Annotated in this window: 18 protein-coding genes; 12 read left to right on the plus strand and 6 right to left on the minus strand. The window is 55.4% G+C overall.

Annotated elements, in window-relative coordinates:
* Positions 1–2: 2 nt before the first annotated feature.
* Positions 3–266 (plus strand): hypothetical protein, encoded by a 264-nt coding sequence (locus HQL52_09300; protein MBF0369637.1) that lies wholly within the window; start codon positions 3–5, stop codon positions 264–266.
* A gap of 232 nt (positions 267–498) precedes the next feature.
* Positions 499–741 carry a hypothetical protein gene (locus tag HQL52_09305; protein MBF0369638.1) on the plus strand — a complete coding sequence of 81 codons (243 nt, stop codon included), beginning with the start codon at positions 499–501 and terminating at the stop codon, positions 739–741.
* Between the two features lie 243 nt (positions 742–984).
* Here the strand turns inward: HQL52_09305 and HQL52_09310 are convergent, their stop codons facing one another.
* Entirely contained in the window at positions 985–1,221 is a 237-nt protein-coding gene (locus tag HQL52_09310) for a hypothetical protein (GenBank protein MBF0369639.1), read from the minus strand.
* A gap of 124 nt (positions 1,222–1,345) precedes the next feature.
* Positions 1,346–2,164 (minus strand): bifunctional DNA-formamidopyrimidine glycosylase/DNA-(apurinic or apyrimidinic site) lyase, encoded by an 819-nt coding sequence (gene mutM / locus HQL52_09315; GenBank protein ID MBF0369640.1) that lies wholly within the window; start codon positions 2,162–2,164, stop codon positions 1,346–1,348.
* 168 nt (positions 2,165–2,332) lie between these two features.
* Between mutM and HQL52_09320 the strand changes: the two genes are divergently transcribed.
* The 10 genes from HQL52_09320 to HQL52_09365 all read left to right on the plus strand — a co-directional run bounded on the left by HQL52_09320 (position 2,333) and on the right by HQL52_09365 (position 14,503).
* Positions 2,333–2,812, plus strand: coding sequence for a cyclic nucleotide-binding domain-containing protein (locus tag HQL52_09320; GenBank protein ID MBF0369641.1), 480 nt, complete (start codon positions 2,333–2,335; stop codon positions 2,810–2,812).
* A gap of 65 nt (positions 2,813–2,877) precedes the next feature.
* Positions 2,878–5,094, plus strand: coding sequence for a hypothetical protein (locus HQL52_09325; GenBank protein MBF0369642.1), 2,217 nt, complete (start codon positions 2,878–2,880; stop codon positions 5,092–5,094).
* Positions 5,091–5,417, plus strand: coding sequence for a hypothetical protein (locus HQL52_09330; GenBank protein MBF0369643.1), 327 nt, complete (start codon positions 5,091–5,093; stop codon positions 5,415–5,417). Before HQL52_09325 ends, HQL52_09330 begins: the two co-directional genes overlap by 4 nt.
* A 131-nt stretch (positions 5,418–5,548) precedes the next feature.
* Positions 5,549–6,469, plus strand: coding sequence for a c-type cytochrome biogenesis protein CcmI (gene ccmI / locus HQL52_09335; protein MBF0369644.1), 921 nt, complete (start codon positions 5,549–5,551; stop codon positions 6,467–6,469).
* 206 nt (positions 6,470–6,675) lie between these two features.
* On the plus strand, positions 6,676–6,903 hold the full coding sequence (gene tatA, locus HQL52_09340; GenBank protein ID MBF0369645.1) for a twin-arginine translocase TatA/TatE family subunit: 228 nt from the start codon (positions 6,676–6,678) through the stop codon (positions 6,901–6,903).
* A 16-nt stretch (positions 6,904–6,919) separates the two neighbouring features.
* Positions 6,920–7,357, plus strand: a complete 438-nt coding sequence (locus tag HQL52_09345) for a twin-arginine translocase TatA/TatE family subunit (protein ID MBF0369646.1) — start codon at positions 6,920–6,922, stop codon at positions 7,355–7,357.
* A 3-nt stretch (positions 7,358–7,360) separates the two neighbouring features.
* Positions 7,361–8,116, plus strand: coding sequence for a twin-arginine translocase subunit TatC (tatC, locus tag HQL52_09350; protein MBF0369647.1), 756 nt, complete (start codon positions 7,361–7,363; stop codon positions 8,114–8,116).
* 26 nt (positions 8,117–8,142) lie between these two features.
* Positions 8,143–9,825 (plus strand): ribonuclease J, encoded by a 1,683-nt coding sequence (locus tag HQL52_09355; GenBank protein MBF0369648.1) that lies wholly within the window; start codon positions 8,143–8,145, stop codon positions 9,823–9,825.
* A 2-nt stretch (positions 9,826–9,827) separates the two neighbouring features.
* On the plus strand, positions 9,828–13,562 hold the full coding sequence (locus tag HQL52_09360; GenBank protein ID MBF0369649.1) for a DNA translocase FtsK 4TM domain-containing protein: 3,735 nt from the start codon (positions 9,828–9,830) through the stop codon (positions 13,560–13,562).
* A 353-nt stretch (positions 13,563–13,915) separates the two neighbouring features.
* Entirely contained in the window at positions 13,916–14,503 is a 588-nt protein-coding gene (locus HQL52_09365; protein MBF0369650.1) for an RDD family protein, read from the plus strand.
* A gap of 199 nt (positions 14,504–14,702) precedes the next feature.
* On the opposite strand, the gene HQL52_09370 is transcribed toward HQL52_09365, so the two are convergent.
* The 4 genes from HQL52_09370 to HQL52_09385 all read right to left on the minus strand — a co-directional run bounded on the left by HQL52_09370 (position 14,703) and on the right by HQL52_09385 (position 18,156).
* On the minus strand, positions 14,703–16,100 hold the full coding sequence (locus HQL52_09370) for a TRAP transporter large permease subunit (GenBank protein MBF0369651.1): 1,398 nt from the start codon (positions 16,098–16,100) through the stop codon (positions 14,703–14,705).
* 3 nt (positions 16,101–16,103) lie between these two features.
* A complete protein-coding gene (locus HQL52_09375; protein MBF0369652.1) occupies positions 16,104–16,538 on the minus strand; it encodes a TRAP transporter small permease subunit in 435 nt (144 codons plus the stop codon).
* Between the two features lie 120 nt (positions 16,539–16,658).
* Positions 16,659–17,738: a hypothetical protein gene (locus HQL52_09380; GenBank protein MBF0369653.1), complete on the minus strand. Its 1,080-nt coding sequence runs from the start codon at positions 17,736–17,738 to the stop codon at positions 16,659–16,661.
* A 172-nt stretch (positions 17,739–17,910) separates the two neighbouring features.
* Positions 17,911–18,156: a DUF1640 domain-containing protein gene (locus HQL52_09385; protein ID MBF0369654.1), complete on the minus strand. Its 246-nt coding sequence runs from the start codon at positions 18,154–18,156 to the stop codon at positions 17,911–17,913.
* Positions 18,157–18,313: the final 157 nt, after the last annotated feature.

The raw sequence follows: 18,313 nt of genomic DNA on the forward strand, positions 1-18,313 counted from the left end.
GGCTGCCGTTCCGAATTGCCGCTCACGTGAAGATTTGTGTCATGGCCCTCTTGATCCAGAGAGTGGCGGAACTAGCCGTTGGCAAAACGTGGCCACGCATTCGAGAGGATTTGGATCGTGTGAAGGCCACCTGCTTCAAAATCAATTCTCGCCATATTTTTCGCCGGAATGAAATCCCAGAAGAGGCGGTATCTATCATGAAAGTCCTTGGAATTTCAAAGCCTTCAGAACTATTGGATGCCCGCAAGGAAGTAGAGAAACTGTAGTCACACGAGGGGGGTGGGGATAACCTGCACAACATCCCGTTATAAAACGGGATTTTACAAATTTCCGTGTCTACCCGTCAGAAACCCAGGCAAGGGAGAGCTTCCACCTGAACAAGATCTTTTTCGGCATGCGGCCAAGCTATCCTATAAACCCAAGGAAGATGACCGGGCGTTCAAAAAGGCCCTCAAAGCCTACGAAGGGGATCCCCTCTGGCCTGCGCTGGCGAAGCACATGGCCCGGCGCTCCAGTGAGGCGGATCGGGCGCTGTTGATTGATTTGGCGAAGCATCCGGAAAAGCGGGAGCCGCCTTTATCCTGGGGATTGCAATTTATCGTGCGGGGGGATGTTTGGCTGGATAACAATGAAGGAATCGTGACGCTGGATGAGTTGAGTGAGGAGGCTGGGTTGGCGCCACTTCCCTATCTGGAGGAGATGCCGCCGGAGTTGGAGGTGGATTGGGATAAGAAAGATTGAGGCTTGTTGGGGTTGTTCGTTTTTCTCTGGCATTGTCGTGGTGCGCTCTGGATTCCCGCCTGCGCGGGAATGACGGGGGGAAACGGGAATGACGGGGGTGAAACGTGGATGACGGGGGGAAACGGGGATGACGGGGGATGAAACCTGGGGGAGAGGGAGGGGTTTCTCTCCCCCAGGGAAGGGCGGGGGGTTATGGGGTTGATGGGGTTTGGGTTGAAGTTGTGAAGTTGTGAAGTTGAAAGGTTAGCAGTAGGACCACATGCGGTCGCAGCGCGCCGGGCGGCCCAAATCGATGTCGTAGCCTTCGTGGGCATCCTCCACAGGGATTTTGCTATACTCCTTGAGATTTTCCTCATTCTCGAAAAAGACGGTCAGCACATGACCACCACCCAAATCTTCCACCGCATAGGGCTTATCCTCAGTGTCACCATGAAGATCCTTCAAGCTGATGGGGTCGGTGGTGGCAACGATATCGGTCATTTCAGTGTGCTCCTTGCCCAGAATCATGTTTAGTTGAAACCGTTGTAGCCCTTAATCCAGTTCATAGGGCCATTCGCTTACTTACTTCGAGTGGGGTGAGGGGGAAAAGTTCATTGAATGATTCTCATTTCTGGCATCCCGGACAAAAACAGGAGGCCCGATTACCCAAGCGAATCTCCCGGATCTCCCCGCCACAGGTAAAACACCCCTGCCCCTCCCGCCCATACACCGCCAGCTTTTGCGCAAAATAGCCCGGCTTGCCCTCGCTGGAGCGAAAATCCCGAAAGGTGGTGCCCCCCTGCTCAATCGCCTCTTGCAGCACCTCTTTCACCACCATCACGAGCCTATTCCAGCGCACCTTGGAAACCTCCCCACTCGCCACCCCCGGATGAATCCCGGCTCTAAATAGCGCCTCCGCCGCATAGATGTTGCCCACCCCCACCACCACCTTGGCATCCATGATGAAATTTTTCACCGCGACCCTCCTCCCCCGGGAACGACCATATAGATAGGCCCCGGTAAAATCCCCCTCCAGAGGCTCCGGCCCTAAATGATTCAAAAGAGGGTGCTCCAGCAATGGCTGCTCCAGCCACAGCACCGAGCCAAAACGCCGGGGATCGGTCAAGCGCAATAGCAAACCCTGATCAAACAGAAAATCCAGATGGTCGTGTCGGCCAGGGGAAACACCCCGCTCCACCACCCGCAACACCCCCGACATCCCCAGGTGAATCATCACAGCGCCATCCCCGGTCTCGAACAGGAGATATTTGCCCCGCCTGGAGATCCCCCGCACCCTGGCCCCCACCCACCGCTCCCCAAGTACCCCCTCCGGCACCGGCCAGCGCAAATCCCCCCGGCGCACGGTGATCCCCACCACCTCCCGCCCCACCACCAAAGGCCCAAGCCCCCGGCGGATGGTTTCCACCTCCGGCAGTTCAGGCATGCCACACCTCCCTTGGATATCCCAGCCAAAAACCCTGATTCAAAAGGGAAATGGTGGTGAAAAACGGTTTTGGTCTGTTAATGTGAAGAGCAGTCAAGTACATTCGGCCTTTGATCCTGCATAGTTAGAAAATGGCAGCGAGGCTCACAGGCAAAGGAGCACCAAACCGTGTCCGTGTCGGAACCCGTCTTTAGATTGCTGGGAACACTCCCTCTTTTCAACACCTTCAACGAGCGCGAAAAACGCCGTATCGCCAGCCTCGACCATATTTTTATGCGTTTCAGCAGCAACGAAATTATTTTCAAGGAAGGGGCCACCGATCAATCATTTCATATCCTGATCTCCGGCTCCGTGCGCATCACCCGCAATGATCTACCCAACAAAGCCCTCGCCCATCTGAGCCCCGGCGCCATCTTTGGCGAAATCGCCTTTCTCACCGGTCGCAGGCGGGGCACCAACGTCATCGCCAACGATTCTGTCATCACCATGAAGCTGGATCACCAAACCCTCCACCGCATGAACCCCACCCTGCGGGAAGGGATCAAAAACCAGCTGATCGAACTCCTGGCCAACCGGGTCAACCAGCTCAACGACTCCCTGATCAAACGCGCCAAGGTTGACGGATCCGCCTATCCCGTCAACGACTAAAGTCCATGGCTCTCCCCCGCTCAACCGCTTATTTGCCCAGGCCGCACCACACACCGGGTCGCACCATGAATAAAAAACGGCACAATCGCTCCAAGCCCACCCCGGAAGAGATCGCCGCTCTCGGAGAAATCTGCCTCGTCGAAGGACGCTGCCAGGAGGCGATTGCCGCATTCAAAAAACTGATCAAGGATGACCCCCAGGGAAAATGGAACAAACCCCTCATCGCCGCCTGCCGGGGACGGGCCATGGAACTTTCCCTTTTGGGACAGTTCAACAAAGCGGTGGAGGTGCTGGAAAAAGGGGCCGAGATGACCGGAACCACCCTCGACCCCGAAGAGTATCTACCCCTGATCGCCCAAGGGGGGGATCAGGAAAAGCTCTTGGATATTCTCCTGGCACCCAAATCCACTCTCGCTAAAAAACATCCCAAACTCTGGAACACCCTCTGGGAGTGGATTGCCGCACAGCTGGTGAGTGGTAACACCCCCTTGAAAAAAAAGCTCCCCGCCGATCATCCCGTGCAGATAGAGTGGAGCGAAGCGAAAAAAGCCCTGGCCGCTTTCAGCCGGGGAGCGGATCGGGAGATGAACAAACGCCTGGGCCACATTCCCCCGGACTCCCCCTTCGCCGCCCTGGTCTATCTATTAAGAGGACTCGCCCAGCTGGAAGAGGATATTGATGCCGGATTGATTCTGCTGAGCCAAATTCCGGATGACTCCCCCTTTTCCGGTCTGGCACTGGCTGGAGAAGTGGCGGGACTCGACAGATACGCCCTGGCCCACACCCTCCCCCGCCTTGGACCTGCCGGGCAGCTCTTCACCACCGCTCTGAAAGGAATCGAAAGCAGCGGGCTGAGACTCATCAATCAGATGACCGCCATCGCCAACAATCCCGCCAAGCTCCACTCATTCCTCCTCACCCACGAGGAGCTTTTCGAGCCGGAAGCTTTGCGCACCCTCTGCCAAAACCTCCTGAGCGCCGCCCCCAAATCGATCCGCCGCCACGAAAAACAGTTTGGCCCCATCGACCCCCTGGAGCGGTTCTATATTTTGGCACGGCACGCCGAAAATGAAGGGGATCTGGAACGCGCCCAACGTTATTGGAACAAAGGCCTCCACGCGCTTAAAGAGGAGCCTCTGGCAGATCAACCCCCCAAGGATCAAGGCGAACGAAACCTGGAGATGGCCCTCATTCTGCGCCGTCTGGATCAACTGGAGCAGGCCATCGAACCCGAAGCAACCCGCACCAGCTTTCCCCTTCTGGAAGAAAGCCTGACCCTGGATCCCGGAGAAAAAAACAGCTGGCGGCTACTCCTCTATCGTTATCGACACAACAACGACGAAAAAGCCTACCACCACTGGGTCACCCGGAGCATTGAGCATTTTGCTGCCGATCCGGAATTTCTCAGCCTGGGCGTGGCCTCAGCCATGGCCCGCAAGGCGTTTAAAAGTGCCGCACACCTGGCGACCAGACAGTTAACCATCGATCCCGACAACCGGCAGGTGCGACGGGGAGCCATTGCCGCGCATCTGGAGCACGCCCGCAAACAGATCCGTGGTGGTCGCCTGACCCTGGCCCGCAAGGAGCTTGAGCATGCCCTGGAGCTGGAGCAAAGCTCAAGCGGGCAGGGAATCGTGCAAATTCTTCAGGGATTCATCAAACTCCTGGAGCGGCAAAAAAAAGCGGGCGATACCGACATCCAGATCGGCATCAAACTCATCGGCAGCCCCATGGCAGGACATTTTTGGGTGATGGTGGAAGCCGAACGGCTGAAACTCCCCATGAACCACTATTCCCGCTACCGCAAGGCCTTCTTCCAAAAGGGTGGCGGCAAACCCGAACGGGAAGCTTTTTTGCGGTTGACCGAAATGCTGGAAGCCCTGCCCCGGCGGGGAGCGCCCATGGCCCGGGAAACCATCAACCGGCTGGACAGCTTTTTTGATAAAGGGGCACAACTCCCCCTCACCCTGGATGAAACCCGATATATCTGTAAGCGCTTTCACCAGGCCGGGGAGCGGGAATTGCTGCACCACCACATCACCGCCGGGGAGGCCAAATGGCCCGAGGAGGTGATCTATCCCCCGCCCCAAGAGGTGATTTTGCGCTATCCGGACAACCCCTTTGCCAACCCCATGGCCGACCCCCTCTCCACATCCATTACCGGCTCCCTCTACGGAGACTCCCTGACCAAAGGGGGCCATTCGGATTCCGCTCTCTCTCCCCCATCAACCAAAAAACGGGACAAGGATCCCAACCAACTGGAGATGGATTTTGGCCCATGAAAAACCCCTTCACCATCCTGGCCATCTCTGATCACGCCGATGACGAAACGATCCGGGAAGCCTTCAACGCCCAACTGCAGGCCTTTCCCCAGGAACGTTTTCCCCAACGTTACCGGGAAATCCAGGCCGCTTTCCATGCCCTTCAGGATCGTCGGCTGCGGATGCGCCAGCGGCTTTTTGGCAATGGCGATCCGGATCTGACCCCCCTTTGGACCCAATGCCTGCGTTATACCGCCCCCAGGCGCCCCACCCAAAAAACCTTTCGGGATCTCATGGCGGAGTCCCTCTCGGAATATCGTTTTCCCGATTCAGAAAAGAGTTAAACCCTTCCATAGCCCTGAGCCCTCCTCGCAAAAACAAGAAAAATAGCCAAGAAGGATTTCCCGTGGGAGGAAAAACTGGCTAAAATGGGCTGCTTCACTCAAAAAACGCCAAGAAAGAAAGATCGCATTTCATGACCTTCATCTGGACTCTGACCGCCCTGACACTGGCGACCCTGGCTTTTGTCTTTTATCCCCTCTTCATGCGTCGGGGAGGACGCCCTCTGCCTGTTGGTGTGGAAGGGGATCCCCGGATTGAACTGGAAAATCAACGGGACTCCCTCCTGCGGCAGCTGAAGGAACTGGACTACGAAACCTCGGCAGGCTATCTGGACGAGGCGGCCGCCGGAACCACGGCAGGCCAAGTGCGCGAAGAGCTTTCCCAGGTGTTGGCCAATCTGGATAAACAGGAAAAAGAACCCGACGCCACGACCGACGCCAATCAAGGGGATGACCAAAACGCCGCCCTCAAGCGAACGGTGGATAAGGCTGGAGGTGCGGTGGCGCTGATTTTGGTGGCGGCCCTCAGCATGGGGCTCTATATCGCCATGGGCTCACCCAAACAAGTCCCCAGCCCCGAACCCCAGGCTGCGGCTCCCAGTGAGTCGGACATCAACACCATGGTGGCCAACCTCGCTGCCCGCCTGCAAAACGAACCGGACAACATCGAAGGCTGGATGCAGCTGGGGCGCTCCTATAGCTACATGCAACGCTATGACAAAGCCATCGAGGCCTATGCCCACGTCCTCACCGTGGATTCTGAAAATATGGATGCCGCCGTCGGCCTGGCTGAATCCCAGGTGAAGGGAAGCGACCCGGAGCAGTTTAGGCTGGGGATTGATCTTTTCAAGGATATCATGGCCAAGGATCCCAACCGCCCCGAACCCCTCTGGTTCCTGGGATCAATCGCCCTGCGGGGGGGAGAAAAAAATCTGGCCATCGACATGTGGGAACGACTGCTTACGATTATACCCCCTGACAGCCCCGCACGAGAAACCCTGGAATCAGCCATCGAGGAAGCCAAAAAGTTGCCGGAGCCACAAAACAATCCCTAACCGCTAAAAATCACCGGGAAGCCTCCACCACCCACTTCCCTGTGAAAAATCATCAAAATCCATGAAATTCTCAAGAAAACAGGGCAAGCGGAAGCTGGCGCTTGGGATTGCCTTGCTGTAGAATTCGTGCGTTTAATAACGCTTGAGTCAAAACTAGAGCTTCAGCCCAAAACCCGGGCTTTGCCTTCAATCTGGAGAATGCCACCATGTTTGGTTTGGGAGCCACGGAACTCATCATCATTCTGGTGATCGTCCTGATACTCTTCGGTGCTGGAAAACTCCCCAAAGTGATGAAAGATGTGGGGCGTGGCGTGAAAAGCTTCAAAAGCGCCATGAACGAAACCGAAGAGCAACTCAAAAATTCGACCGAATCTTCTGAACCTTCCGCTATCGAAGGGGAAGTGAAGAAGGACGACAACAAGGCCGCAAGCTAAGGTGGAGTGACCCTTTATGCTTGGAATGGGCTGGTCTGAAATCTTCATTATCGTAATCATCGGACTCCTGGTGATCGGGCCTGACAAGCTGCCCGAAGTAGCCAGGGGAATCGCCAAAACGATCCGTCAGGTGCATCGTTTTGCGAACGATATCCGCGACTCCATCAACCTGGATGAGCTTGAAGCCAGCACCAAACCCGGCACGCCCCAAAATCCCCACCAGCCTCCGGGGAGTAGCGGACTGGAAGGGCTCAATCCAGATCATGGACTGGGCACCGGGCCAAACACTGGACTGGACACCAGACCAGAGCCAGGGCTTGATCTCTCCAGCGACATGGATGAAGACCCCACCCCTGTGGAACCGGTCCAAGCCAAACCGGAACCGGTCGATACCGCACAATCGCATTCCCACGGGGCAGAACCAAGCCCCAACAAAGGCCAAACCAACGCTTAAGCCATGGAACACGAAGATAAAGCACCGCTCCTGTCCCACCTGATCGAACTCAGGCAGCGGATGATGACCTCGGTCTTCGCGATCCTGATCGCCTTTTTGGCCTGCTATGGGTTTGCCGAAGAAATTTTCAGCTTCCTGGTCAAGCCCCTGCGGGAGGTGATCGGCCCGGACGCCAAAATGATCTATACCGGGCTCCACGAGGCTTTTTTCACCTATCTGAAAGTCTCGTTTTTCGCTGGGCTCTTTCTGGCACTACCGGTTGTCTTCAGTCAATTTTGGCGATTTGTGGCGCCAGGGCTCTACCAGCACGAAAAAAAGGCCTTTTTGCCATTTTTAATTATCACCCCACTGCTTTTTTTCCTGGGGGGAAGCCTCGCCTATACGTTCGTCTTTCCGTTGGCGTTTAAATTTTTTCTGGGATTCACCTCCCCCACCATCGAGGCGCTGCCAACCCTCAAAGAATATTTGAGCCTGGTGATCAAACTCATCTTCGCCTTCGGCCTCGCCTTTGAGCTGCCGGTGGCGCTGGTTTTGCTCATCAAAGCCCAGGTTACTTCTGTTTCGTCCCTGGTGGCCAAACGCAAGTATAACATCGTACTCGCCTTCGTCGCCGCTGCGATTCTTACCCCACCCGATCCATTCACCCAAATCTTTTTGGCCATTCCCATCATGGCCATGTACGAAATTTCCATTTTGATCGGGCGCAACATCGAAGCGACCCGAGCCAAACAAGAAGCCACAGTAGACAAAGAACTTTAAGCCAATCCGAAATTGGACCCAAAACGTTGAGCAAATCCAGTACTACCCCACTCTATATCACCCCCCTGGGCGGCCTGGGGGAAATCGGCATGAACCTCATGGTCTACGAATACGACGAGCGCCTGCTCATCGTCGACTGTGGCCTGACTTTCCCCACCCCGGACACCCCCGGGATCGATGTCATCATCCCGGATACCCGCTATCTGGCAGAAAACCGCGACCGCATTGAAGGGTTTGTCTTCACCCACGGCCACGAAGATCACATCGGCGCCCTGCCCCACATTTGGCCGGATCTGGAAGGCCCGGTTTACGGCACGCCCATGACCCTGGGGCTGTTGGAAGGAAAGTTCAGGGAACACAACCTGACGGAAAAGGTCCAAACCCACGAAGTCCGCTATGGTGTGCCGTTTGAGCTGGGGCCCTTTAAGATCACCTATATTCCGGTCACCCACTCCATCGTCGATGCCGCAGCGTTGGCGATCACCACCCCATTGGGCACCATCATCCATACCGGGGATTTTAAAATCGACCACACCCCGGATGGGAGCCTCACCACCGATCTTTACGCCCTCTCCCGGTTTGGTGAGCAAGGCGTTTTGGCGCTTCTTTCCGACTCAACCAACATCACTGTCCCCGGCTCGACCGTTTCCGAGCGGGGCATCAACAACGTCTTCGAAAAGCTATTTGACAAGGCAGAGGGGCTTTTGATTGTCGCCACCTTCTCCTCCAACATTCAGCGCATCGGTCAAATAATTCACGCGGCAGCGGCGTGTGGGCGCAAGGTGCTCCTCAATGGCCGCTCCATGGTCAACAATATCACCGTAGCCCGGCGGCTGGGATTTCTCAATCCACCAGCGGACACCTTGATCGACATCCGCCAATTTCGAAAACACCCCCGGGAAAAGCTTCTGGTTCTCTCCACCGGCAGTCAGGGGGAGCCTAACTCCTCATTGATTCGCATCGCCAACGGCGAGCACAAGGAGATCAAGATCGAATCCGGGGATACGGTGGTCTTTTCCTCCAAATTCATTCCCGGCAACGAACGCACCATTTGGACTCTGATCAACCTTCTGTTCAAATCCGGGGCAGAAGTGATCCACGAAAAAAATGTTCCGGAAATCCATGTCTCCGGTCACGCCCCCCAGGAAGACCTGAAGCTGATGATGGCGCTGACCAAGCCCCGGTTTTTCATCCCCATCCATGGGGAGCTCAGGCACCTTCATCGCCATACCCGACTGGCCTGGAAAATGGGTATCCCCAAGGAAAACACCCTGGTGATCGAAAATGGCCACCGAGTGTGTCTGGATGGAAAAACCATCGAACAGATGGAGCCTGTCCCCAGTGGCCGGGTCTTTGTAGATGGCAAGGGTGTGGGGGATGTGGGGGATATCGTCCTGCGGGATCGGCGTTATCTTTCCGAAGATGGCTTGGTGGCGGTGGTGCTGGTCATTGAAAAAGCCACGGGGGCGATCCTGCAACGTCCGGAACTGCTGACCCGGGGTGTGGTCTACGAAGACGAAAGCCAAAACCTGCTGGAAGAGGCCAAAGAGGCGGTTGAGGCCGCCCTGGAGATGGGGCCCAAGGCGATGGATTTCCGAGATGACGAAACAGCTGGCCCCAGGGAGCTTGCGCTGAGGGCCTTGCGTCGATTTTTCAAGAAACGACTGGGCCGACGACCGGTGGTCGTACCCCTGGTGATGGAGATGTAGGCATGCCCCCCCGAGGCAATCAATCCCGGCGCAAACAAAAACAAAATGTCGAAAAGAGCATGACCCTTCTGCGGGAAGGAAGCGGTATCCTGCTCCTATGTCTCACCGCATTTATTGCCGTCAGCCTCTTTTCGTTCGATCCTTCGGATCCCTCTTTCAACTATACCGGGGACGACGAACAGGTCAGCAACCTGGCCGGTTTGGCTGGGGCTCACCTGGCGGACCTAACCCTGCAACTGTTTGGGTATTCTTCGGGCTGGCTGCTGCTTTTGATTGGTTTTTTAGGCTTCCAACTCTTTCGCAACCGCCCCATCAGCCTCTATCTGGACCGCATCCTGGCTCTACCGATGCTGGCGGTGGTGACCAGCCTGTTGGCGGCGATGTTTTTCACCCCGGACTCAACACCACTGCTACCAGCGGGGCCCGGGGGCATGTTGGGATTGCTCGCAGCCAAGGCGATTCGCCGCACCTTTGGTTTTTGGGGCGGATTAATCCTGCTCGTACCCCTGGCCGTACTCTCCATGATGGTGCTCACCCGTTTTTCGTTACAGGATTTTATCAACCGGGTACAGCATGAGATGGGCTTTGTCGGCGGCTGGACCGGCGATAAAATTCGCGCCTCTGCGGCTGCAAGAGCCGAACAAAAGGCAGCCCAGGCCGAAGCAGCCCTGGCTGAAGCAGAAGCTCAAGCCGAGGCGCAAGCCGCAGAAGATGCCGCCTTTGCTGAAGAAGATTCCCCTGATCTCCCCCAGAGTGCTTTGGAACCCGATGAGGAGCTGGATTCGGGTCACCAGCTGGATGAAAAGAACGAAGAGCGTTACGATACCGACAATAATCCACCCTATCCGGAACATCTGTCTCGGCTGGATTCTGACACGCCTTCAGGCTCAGCCGGAGACGATCTCCACCCGGAACCCTACGCTGACATGGCTTCACCGCCGCCCAAAGAGCGCAAGTGGCTGGATAATATCCTCCATCCCTTTGCCCGACGGGATGCGGATGAAAAATCCACGGTTCCCCAGCAACGCCAGGAGCCCATGGTCGAAGAGTTGCCTCCCCTGGGAAGCCTGGGCAAAAAACGGATGGAACCTCGCCTGGAGCCCTCTCTGGACGGGCCGGAAACAGAAAGCTGGGACGAAACCGGCCCTGTCAGGGATTTTACCCCAGAGCGCCCCCAGCCCACCCCCAAGGAGGTCATTCCCGGCATCACCCCCTGGGCTGAGGAGGACTCCTTTGACCCGGACCCCCTGGAGCCCGAGATGGACCCGGACACCCCGTTTGGAACGGAAGATGCCGATCTTTCCGAACGGGTTGACGCCTGGCACAAAACCCATGCCCACAAGCTTTCCCAGGCATCTATAGAAACCACCCCTCAAGGGGAAGCGGAAGAAACCAGCGAATCGGATGACCCGGAAAGTGTTGTCAGTGGCTTGAAAGCACCTGTTGTGGCGACCTCCCCCCTCTCTTCCCCAGCAGCAAAACAGGCACCTCCCGTTGCCCCGGAGAAGATGGCTCAGGAACCTTCCCCAGCCACACCGCTCTCGGAAAGTGAAAAATCCACGGCTTCCCCCGCTTTCAAAAGATATGATGCGGCTTTTGAGCCTGGTGAAAAGATGGCGGAAGAGGCCGATTCCGTCTATCCCACACTTCAGGATAGTCCGACAAACCCTCCTCAACAGAGCGAGGAAGCGCCCTCTCCTGGTCGCTCTTTTCAAACAAAACCCGACTCTCAGTCATCCCTTAACCACAATTTCGATCCACCGGAGGATAATCGGCACCATTCCTTGGTGGATGAAAAGATTGCAGCCGAAGAGAAGCCCGTCCCCCCTTTTGAAGCCCAGGACCGGCCCCCCTCTTTCGCTGAAATGGCTTCGGGAACCGATGTCGCCGAGCCGTCTGATTTCAGCACTGCCCAGTGGAACTCTCCCGCTGAACTTGAAGTGGATGATCCGGAGCTTGAATCCGCCCCGGACGATTTCAGTGAAACCGATCAGGCCCCTCTGGAATATTCAGACTCAAATCCAAGCCCGGATCAGAATCAGGTGTTTGCCCCAAACTGGGTAGAACTGGAAACCGACTCTGAAGAGACCTCTTCTACAGCAACAGCCCGAGAGGAACCGCTAGAGGCCACGTTTGATGAACCACCCGCTGATGAGCCCACACCGGCTCCAGCCCTCCCGGTAATGGCCACCCTGGACGATGACGAAGAAAAATCCCCTCTTCCCCCACTCTCCATGCTGGAAGGTGCCACAGCTCTAAACAGCCCGGGTCCCGATCCTGCAAGCCTCAATGCCAAAGCGCGCATTCTCGAACACAAACTCGGGGATTTTAAAATCAAGGGGCAAATCATCGATGTCCTGCCGGGACCGGTGGTTACCACATTCGAACTCGACCCCGCCCCGGGACTGCGGGCCGCAAAGGTAATCGGGCTTGCGGATGATCTGGCCCGCAACCTGGCAGCCACCTCTGTGCGGGTGGTGGGCAATATTCCCGGCAAAAATGTCATCGGCATCGAAATCCCCAACGATACCCGGGATACGGTCTATCTGAAGGATGTTCTTCTTTCCCAGTCTTTCCAAAAAACCAACAGCCCCCTGGCCGTAGCCCTGGGTTCCGATATCACCGGCAATCCGGTGGTGGGCAATCTGGCCAAAATGCCCCATCTGCTGGTCGCTGGAACCACCGGTTCGGGTAAATCGGTCGCGGTCAACGCCATGATCTGCTCCATCCTCTTCAGTGCGACACCTGAAGAAGTGCGGTTTTTGATGGTGGATCCCAAGATGCTGGAGCTTTCCATCTATGAGGGAATTCCCCATCTGCTGGCCCCGGTGGTAACCGATGTCCGAAAGGCTGCCAACCTGCTCAAATGGGCGGTCCAGGAGATGGAAGAGCGCTACCGGCTGATGTCGGAGCTGGGTGTTCGGGGGCTTGCGGGTTATAACGAACGCATCAAGGAGTGCATAGAAAACGGCGAGCAGCCCACCCGTCGGGTCAAGGTGGGGTTTGATCCTGAGACCGGGCATCCAGTGGAAGAGGAAGAGCCAATTCCCCTGGAGCACAAGCCCCTCATCGTCATCGTGATCGACGAGCTGGCAGACCTGATGATTCAGGTAGGTAAAGAGGTGGAACCGGCTATCGCCCGCTTGGCACAGATGGCCCGGGCAGCCGGGTTGCACCTGATCATCGCCACCCAGCGTCCCTCAGTGGATGTCATCACGGGCCTGATCAAAGCCAACTTTCCCACCCGGATCGCCTTTAAGGTCTCCTCCAAAATCGACTCCCGGACCATTCTCGACGCCATGGGAGCCGAGCGACTCCTGGGTATGGGGGATGGTCTCTACCTTCCCCCTGGCACCACCCAGCTCAGACGGATTCATGCCCCCTTCATGACGGATAAATCGGTCCACACCCTGGTCCGGTTTTTAAAATCCACCGGCAGCCCTCAATATGACAGTTCTGTGCTGGTGGCCAAGGAATCAGACGACAGCGGGGGTGACGGCGGCATGGCAGCGGGAGGTGGCGGCGGTAGTGGCGAGGAGTATGATGAACTCTACGACCAAGCGGTGGTTTTGGTGATCAAACAGAAAAAGGTCTCCACCTCCATGGTGCAGCGCCACTTCAAAATCGGCTACAACCGGGCCGCTCGCATTGTGGATCGCATGGCCGAGGATGGTTTGATATCAGAGGCCAACTCCGCAGGTAAGCGGGAGGTGCTGGCCCCCAACGCCAACGCCTGATTTTCTCTCACCCCGAAAGAAATATCCGACAAAATCTCCAGAGACATCCCATCAACAGCGCATTATCCTAAATCCGGCAGTTGGGCGTGTGTGGCTGGTGCAGAATATTGGTTCGCATAGTGAATTGGGAGAAATCGCTGTCACCTTATTGGTCACAAGACTTTCTCCCGATTTACTTGGTGGATCAAGAGGCTGGGGCATGTACGTACGCCCAACTGCCGGATTTAGGATTATGCTCAAGAGATCCCCTGGCTAGCCTATACCAGGGGAAAACAGCTTCTGAAATCATTTAACAAAAACAACTGGCGGGCATTTCTGTCTCAGGCTGCCAACAGCTGATCACTGGGGGAAACATGGAAAACAGTCCATTGGAAGAACGGCGCTACGTCGGCTTCTGGGTCCGCACCCTGGCAAGCATTATTGATACGATCGTCATTGTCATCTGCACAGTCCCAGTCATCATTTTCACGATGAAAGATACCATCGATACAAATGGCCCCCCTCAACTGCCTCTTCAAGCAGAGCTTATACTCGATTTTTCGGTCGCCATTGCGGTCATTCTCTTCTGGAAATTTAAATCCGCCACACCCGGAAAAATGCTCTTCAACGCCATCATCACCGATGCCAAAACCGGTGGCCCCCCCAGCACCAAACAGCTGATCATCCGCTATCTGGGCTATATTCCATCCACTCTGTTTTTATTCATGGGCTTTTTCTGGATCGCCTTCGATAAGAAAAAACAGGGTTGGCATGACAAACTGGCGGATACCGTTGTGGAAAAGCCATCTTCCTTCCCCACCACCTATCTTCACAAAACCCAACCGTCGGTCATTAAAAAAATGGTCGCGGAATCCGCATCAAACCCACCGAAACAGATCCCACCATCAGATGACAGCGTGACCTATATGCTCAATGGCGTCCCTGTCTCGAAGAAAAAGTAGACACACCTTTTGATTTCTTGGCTAAGGGGGAAAGTGGCTAAAAGGGAAAAAAAGTCAAGACCGTGGGGGCTCGCCCCCACACCCCCGGGGGGTGTAAAACAAAATCAAGATCAAGATCAAAAGAAGGACCTTGGGGGGAAAGAATTCCCCCCAATTCCCCCCATCTTTTTTTTTAATCGTTTAAATTCAAAAGATTTATTTATTGGCCGTAGACCAGCATCGGGAGCCACGTCGCCAGCTGGGGCCAGTAGCCAATCGCGCACAGCACCAAAATCTGGATCATGATGAATGGTATGATCCCCCGATACATCTGACCGGTGGTGATTTCCGGAGGGGCGACACCACGGAGATAAAAGAGGGAAAAACCAAAAGGAGGGGTCAAAAACGAAGTCTGAAGATTGATCGCAATCATCACCCCAAGCCACACCGGATCCAAACCCAGCCCCAACAGCGGTGGCCCCACAATCGGTACCACCACAAAAGTGATTTCAATAAAATCGATAAAAAATCCCAAGAAAAACATCAAAACCATCACAGCCAGCATCGCCCCAAAAGCCCCACCCGGCAACCCCGACAACAATTCCCGAACCAACTCATCTCCACCAAACCCCCGAAACACCAGGGAAAAGATCGATGCCCCCACCAAAATCATAAAAACCATGCTGGTCACCTGGGTGGTGGAGTTCATCACCTCCTTCAACCGCACCCAAGAGAGACTCTTCTGCTGCCAAGCGAGCCCCATCGCACCCACCGCACCCACCGAAGCCGCTTCCGTCGGAGTCGCCAAGCCCCCCAGAATGGAACCCAACACCGCCACAATCAAAAACAAAGGCGGCACCAACACCTGCAACACCTTCGCCCAAAGCGCCGCCCCACTCACCTCCCGATCCTCCGCAGGAATAGCCGGTACCGCTTCAGGCCGAAAAACAGCCACCCCCACCAGATAGAGAATATACATGGCGACCAGGATCAAGCCTGGAATCAATGCCCCAACGAAAAGATCCCCCACACTCACCGTGCGCGGCGTATAAACCCCCATTTCCAACTGAGCCTGCTGATAGGCGGATGAAATCACATCCCCCAACAGCACCAAAACAATGGAAGGCGGGATGATCTGCCCCAGAGTACCCGAAGCGCAGATGGTGCCAGTGGCGACACCATGATCATACCCCCGGCGCATCATGGTCGGCAGGGAAAGCAACCCCATGGTCACCACCGTCGCCCCGACAATACCGGTACTGGCGGCCATCAACATGCCGACCAGAGTGACCGAAATACCCAACCCCCCACGCATGGGACCGAAAAGCGCCGCCATGGTATCCAGCAAATTTTCCGCTACCCGGGAGCGCTCCAGCATCACCCCCATAAAGATAAAGAGAGGTACTGCAATCAACGTTTCATTGGTCATGATGCCGTAGAGCCGGTTGGGCACCGCCTCCAGAAAAACCGCATCAAAAACGTCGTCGTAGCTCCCAAGCCAAGCAAAAATGAGTGCCGTACCCGCCAGGGAAAAAGCCACCGGATAGCCCATGATCAACACCACGCACACCCCGGCGAACATATAGAGGGCGGCGTAAGACTCGATATCGAATTCCATGATCTAGGCGACCTCCTCGTGATAGAGGAGAAGGAGGACATTTCTAAACATCAAGGAGAGGCCTTGCAGGGCGATGAGCAGGGGCATCGCCAGGATGATCGACTTTAACAGCCACACCCCGTCCAGCCCACCCGCTTCCCGGGAACCTTCCCACACACTCCAGGAGGCGGCCACATATTCCCAGCTGATCGAAAAGAGAAAAATCGCTACCGGCAGGAGAAAAAACAGACCACCGAAGAGATTGATCCACGCTTTGGCCCGTTCCGACATAGGGCGATAAAAAATATCCACCCGGACATGGCCATCGTGTTTCAAGGTGTAGGAAGCCCCCAGCATGAAAACCGCCGCATGCATATAGGTGACCGACTCCTGCATGGCGATCCAGCCAAGATCGAAAAGATAGCGCAGCATGGCCACGGCAAAGGTGACCAACACCATGAAGAGGGTGCACCAGGAGATAAAACGACCGATTCCCTCCATCAGGGAGTCGATATAGCGGATTGAGGCTGCCAAAAAGATTTTCAAAACGCCCTCCCCCATCTTGCGAGCAGCAACACCCTAAAAGCCACTGGTCAATCCCAGGGTCAGGATACCGTAGGGCTCCTCAAACTTGTGAGCACTGAAGGGGTTGTAGGTAAGAGGCAGCTCCCCGACAAATTGACGTTTCATCAGCTGACTACGCACAAAACCACCGATACTGGGGGTTATTTTGTAGCCAAGTTCCGCAGTCAGGATGTGGTTGGAGTCATAAGTGACGCCTGTTTTTCCATACTGGGTCACCAACGCATCCAGCTCATCCCGATCCACTTTTATAAATCGATAGCCCAGCCTGGCGCGCCATTTGTCATTCATCCACTGATAATGCCCGCCCATTTGCCAATATTTTGAATCGTATCGAAGAAACATGGCAGGATGGAACGATTCACTAAAACCAAAACCAACGCAGTTCCGGCTATCGTTCGGAGCCAGGTAGGCATAGTCCGAATCATTGTTGGGGGATTCGTCCAAAGAATATTCACACCCCCCCAGAGAAAGGGAAAGACGGTCAAAATCGGTCTTGCTCCGCCCTCCTCCGGCAAAAAGTGTCATCAAAGATTTTTCACTCAGGGCCCAAGTAGCGATCAAGTCCACCTGCGTCTGATGGTCCTTGGGATTATCTACCCGAATGGTATCCACTGTCAGGGAGGCGACATTGGTAGCGGATCCTTTGTTGGCTTCATTGGCACGATTCCCCCAATAACTCAGCCGTAGGGCCAAAGCCGGTAACCACCCCATGTGATAAGTCATTTGCAGTTGGCTCCCCAACTGCCAGCCAATACTCTCCCCATCGTCGTAGGGTGTTTTGACCCCGCGTTTCCACAGTCCACCATCAATCCACAAGCGCTTGGTGAGAGCCAACCCGCCCCGGATGTGCCCCCCGGTATAGTCGCCGATATCCTCCCCCCGGCTATCGGGTTCCCGCACGCCAAAAAGATCGACCGTTTTGTTCATCATGTCCCACCCCACCTCAATCTCCCCATGGCCTGGGGCATAACCGGGTTGGGCGGTGAGAAATTCATCCAGGGGGGCGCACCAGGCCCAGAGAGGCCACGCCAGGGTGAGCAGCAACAACCCCATTCCCAGCGGTGTTTTCACCATCCGGTCCAGGGGATTTTTTATATTCAAAATTGTGTGTGAGATAGCCACGTAATTCACCCACTCCTTGTCGGGGAAAAGGAGAAATTATACGAAAATTTCAGCGAAAATTAAAGGGGGGAGAGAAACTGGAAAGGTGGGGAAAAAGTCAGTGGGTTTGCCAGTGCTGTCAGCTTTACAGAAAAAAACGGAAAAGTGCGAACATGGCACCAATGATAATGGCAGATTGCGCGACCAGCATACCAGCCACCCATTTGACGATATCAACTTTGGCCTCAGCCAAATCGCGTTTGCTTCTCTCTTCCAATCTAGCCAAATCGCTTTTTGTTGCTGCCTCCAACGCCTTGATATCACGTGTCAGGGAACCTTCCAGCGCCTTGATATCACGTGTCAGGGTATCAAATGAAGCAATAGGCAGCATAAAGTTCTCCTGATGGTGAATTTAACACATTGAGAGGTAAGGTAGCAATTTCACCAACCTTTCCCCATAAAAAAACGCGCCCGATTCTGCGTGGGCGCGTTTTGATGGGACCGATCCAGGGCTGAAACGGTGCCCTGGATCGGAAAGAGTCGTTTGA

It is taken from the genome of Magnetococcales bacterium (genome assembly GCA_015232395.1).
Classification (GTDB): Bacteria; Pseudomonadota; Magnetococcia; order Magnetococcales; family JADFZT01; genus JADFZT01.

What these genes read in the sequence shown, in the direction of transcription:
- HQL52_09380 (MBF0369653.1), bottom strand. Translation starts at nt 17,738, where the DNA reads ATGGTGAAAACACCGCTGGGAATGGGGTTGTTGCTGCTCACCCTGGCG.
- HQL52_09365 (MBF0369650.1), top strand. Translation starts at nt 13,916, where the DNA reads ATGGAAAACAGTCCATTGGAAGAACGGCGCTACGTCGGCTTCTGGGTC.
- mutM (MBF0369640.1), bottom strand. Translation starts at nt 2,164, where the DNA reads ATGCCTGAACTGCCGGAGGTGGAAACCATCCGCCGGGGGCTTGGGCCT.
- HQL52_09370 (MBF0369651.1), bottom strand. Translation starts at nt 16,100, where the DNA reads ATGGAATTCGATATCGAGTCTTACGCCGCCCTCTATATGTTCGCCGGG.
- HQL52_09310 (MBF0369639.1), bottom strand. Translation starts at nt 1,221, where the DNA reads ATGACCGATATCGTTGCCACCACCGACCCCATCAGCTTGAAGGATCTT.
- tatC (MBF0369647.1), top strand. Translation starts at nt 7,361, where the DNA reads ATGGAACACGAAGATAAAGCACCGCTCCTGTCCCACCTGATCGAACTC.
- HQL52_09325 (MBF0369642.1), top strand. Translation starts at nt 2,878, where the DNA reads ATGAATAAAAAACGGCACAATCGCTCCAAGCCCACCCCGGAAGAGATC.
- HQL52_09360 (MBF0369649.1), top strand. Translation starts at nt 9,828, where the DNA reads ATGCCCCCCCGAGGCAATCAATCCCGGCGCAAACAAAAACAAAATGTC.
- HQL52_09385 (MBF0369654.1), bottom strand. Translation starts at nt 18,156, where the DNA reads ATGCTGCCTATTGCTTCATTTGATACCCTGACACGTGATATCAAGGCG.
- HQL52_09305 (MBF0369638.1), top strand. Translation starts at nt 499, where the DNA reads ATGGCCCGGCGCTCCAGTGAGGCGGATCGGGCGCTGTTGATTGATTTG.
- HQL52_09375 (MBF0369652.1), bottom strand. Translation starts at nt 16,538, where the DNA reads ATGGTGTTGGTCACCTTTGCCGTGGCCATGCTGCGCTATCTTTTCGAT.
- HQL52_09345 (MBF0369646.1), top strand. Translation starts at nt 6,920, where the DNA reads ATGCTTGGAATGGGCTGGTCTGAAATCTTCATTATCGTAATCATCGGA.
- HQL52_09330 (MBF0369643.1), top strand. Translation starts at nt 5,091, where the DNA reads ATGAAAAACCCCTTCACCATCCTGGCCATCTCTGATCACGCCGATGAC.
- ccmI (MBF0369644.1), top strand. Translation starts at nt 5,549, where the DNA reads ATGACCTTCATCTGGACTCTGACCGCCCTGACACTGGCGACCCTGGCT.
- tatA (MBF0369645.1), top strand. Translation starts at nt 6,676, where the DNA reads ATGTTTGGTTTGGGAGCCACGGAACTCATCATCATTCTGGTGATCGTC.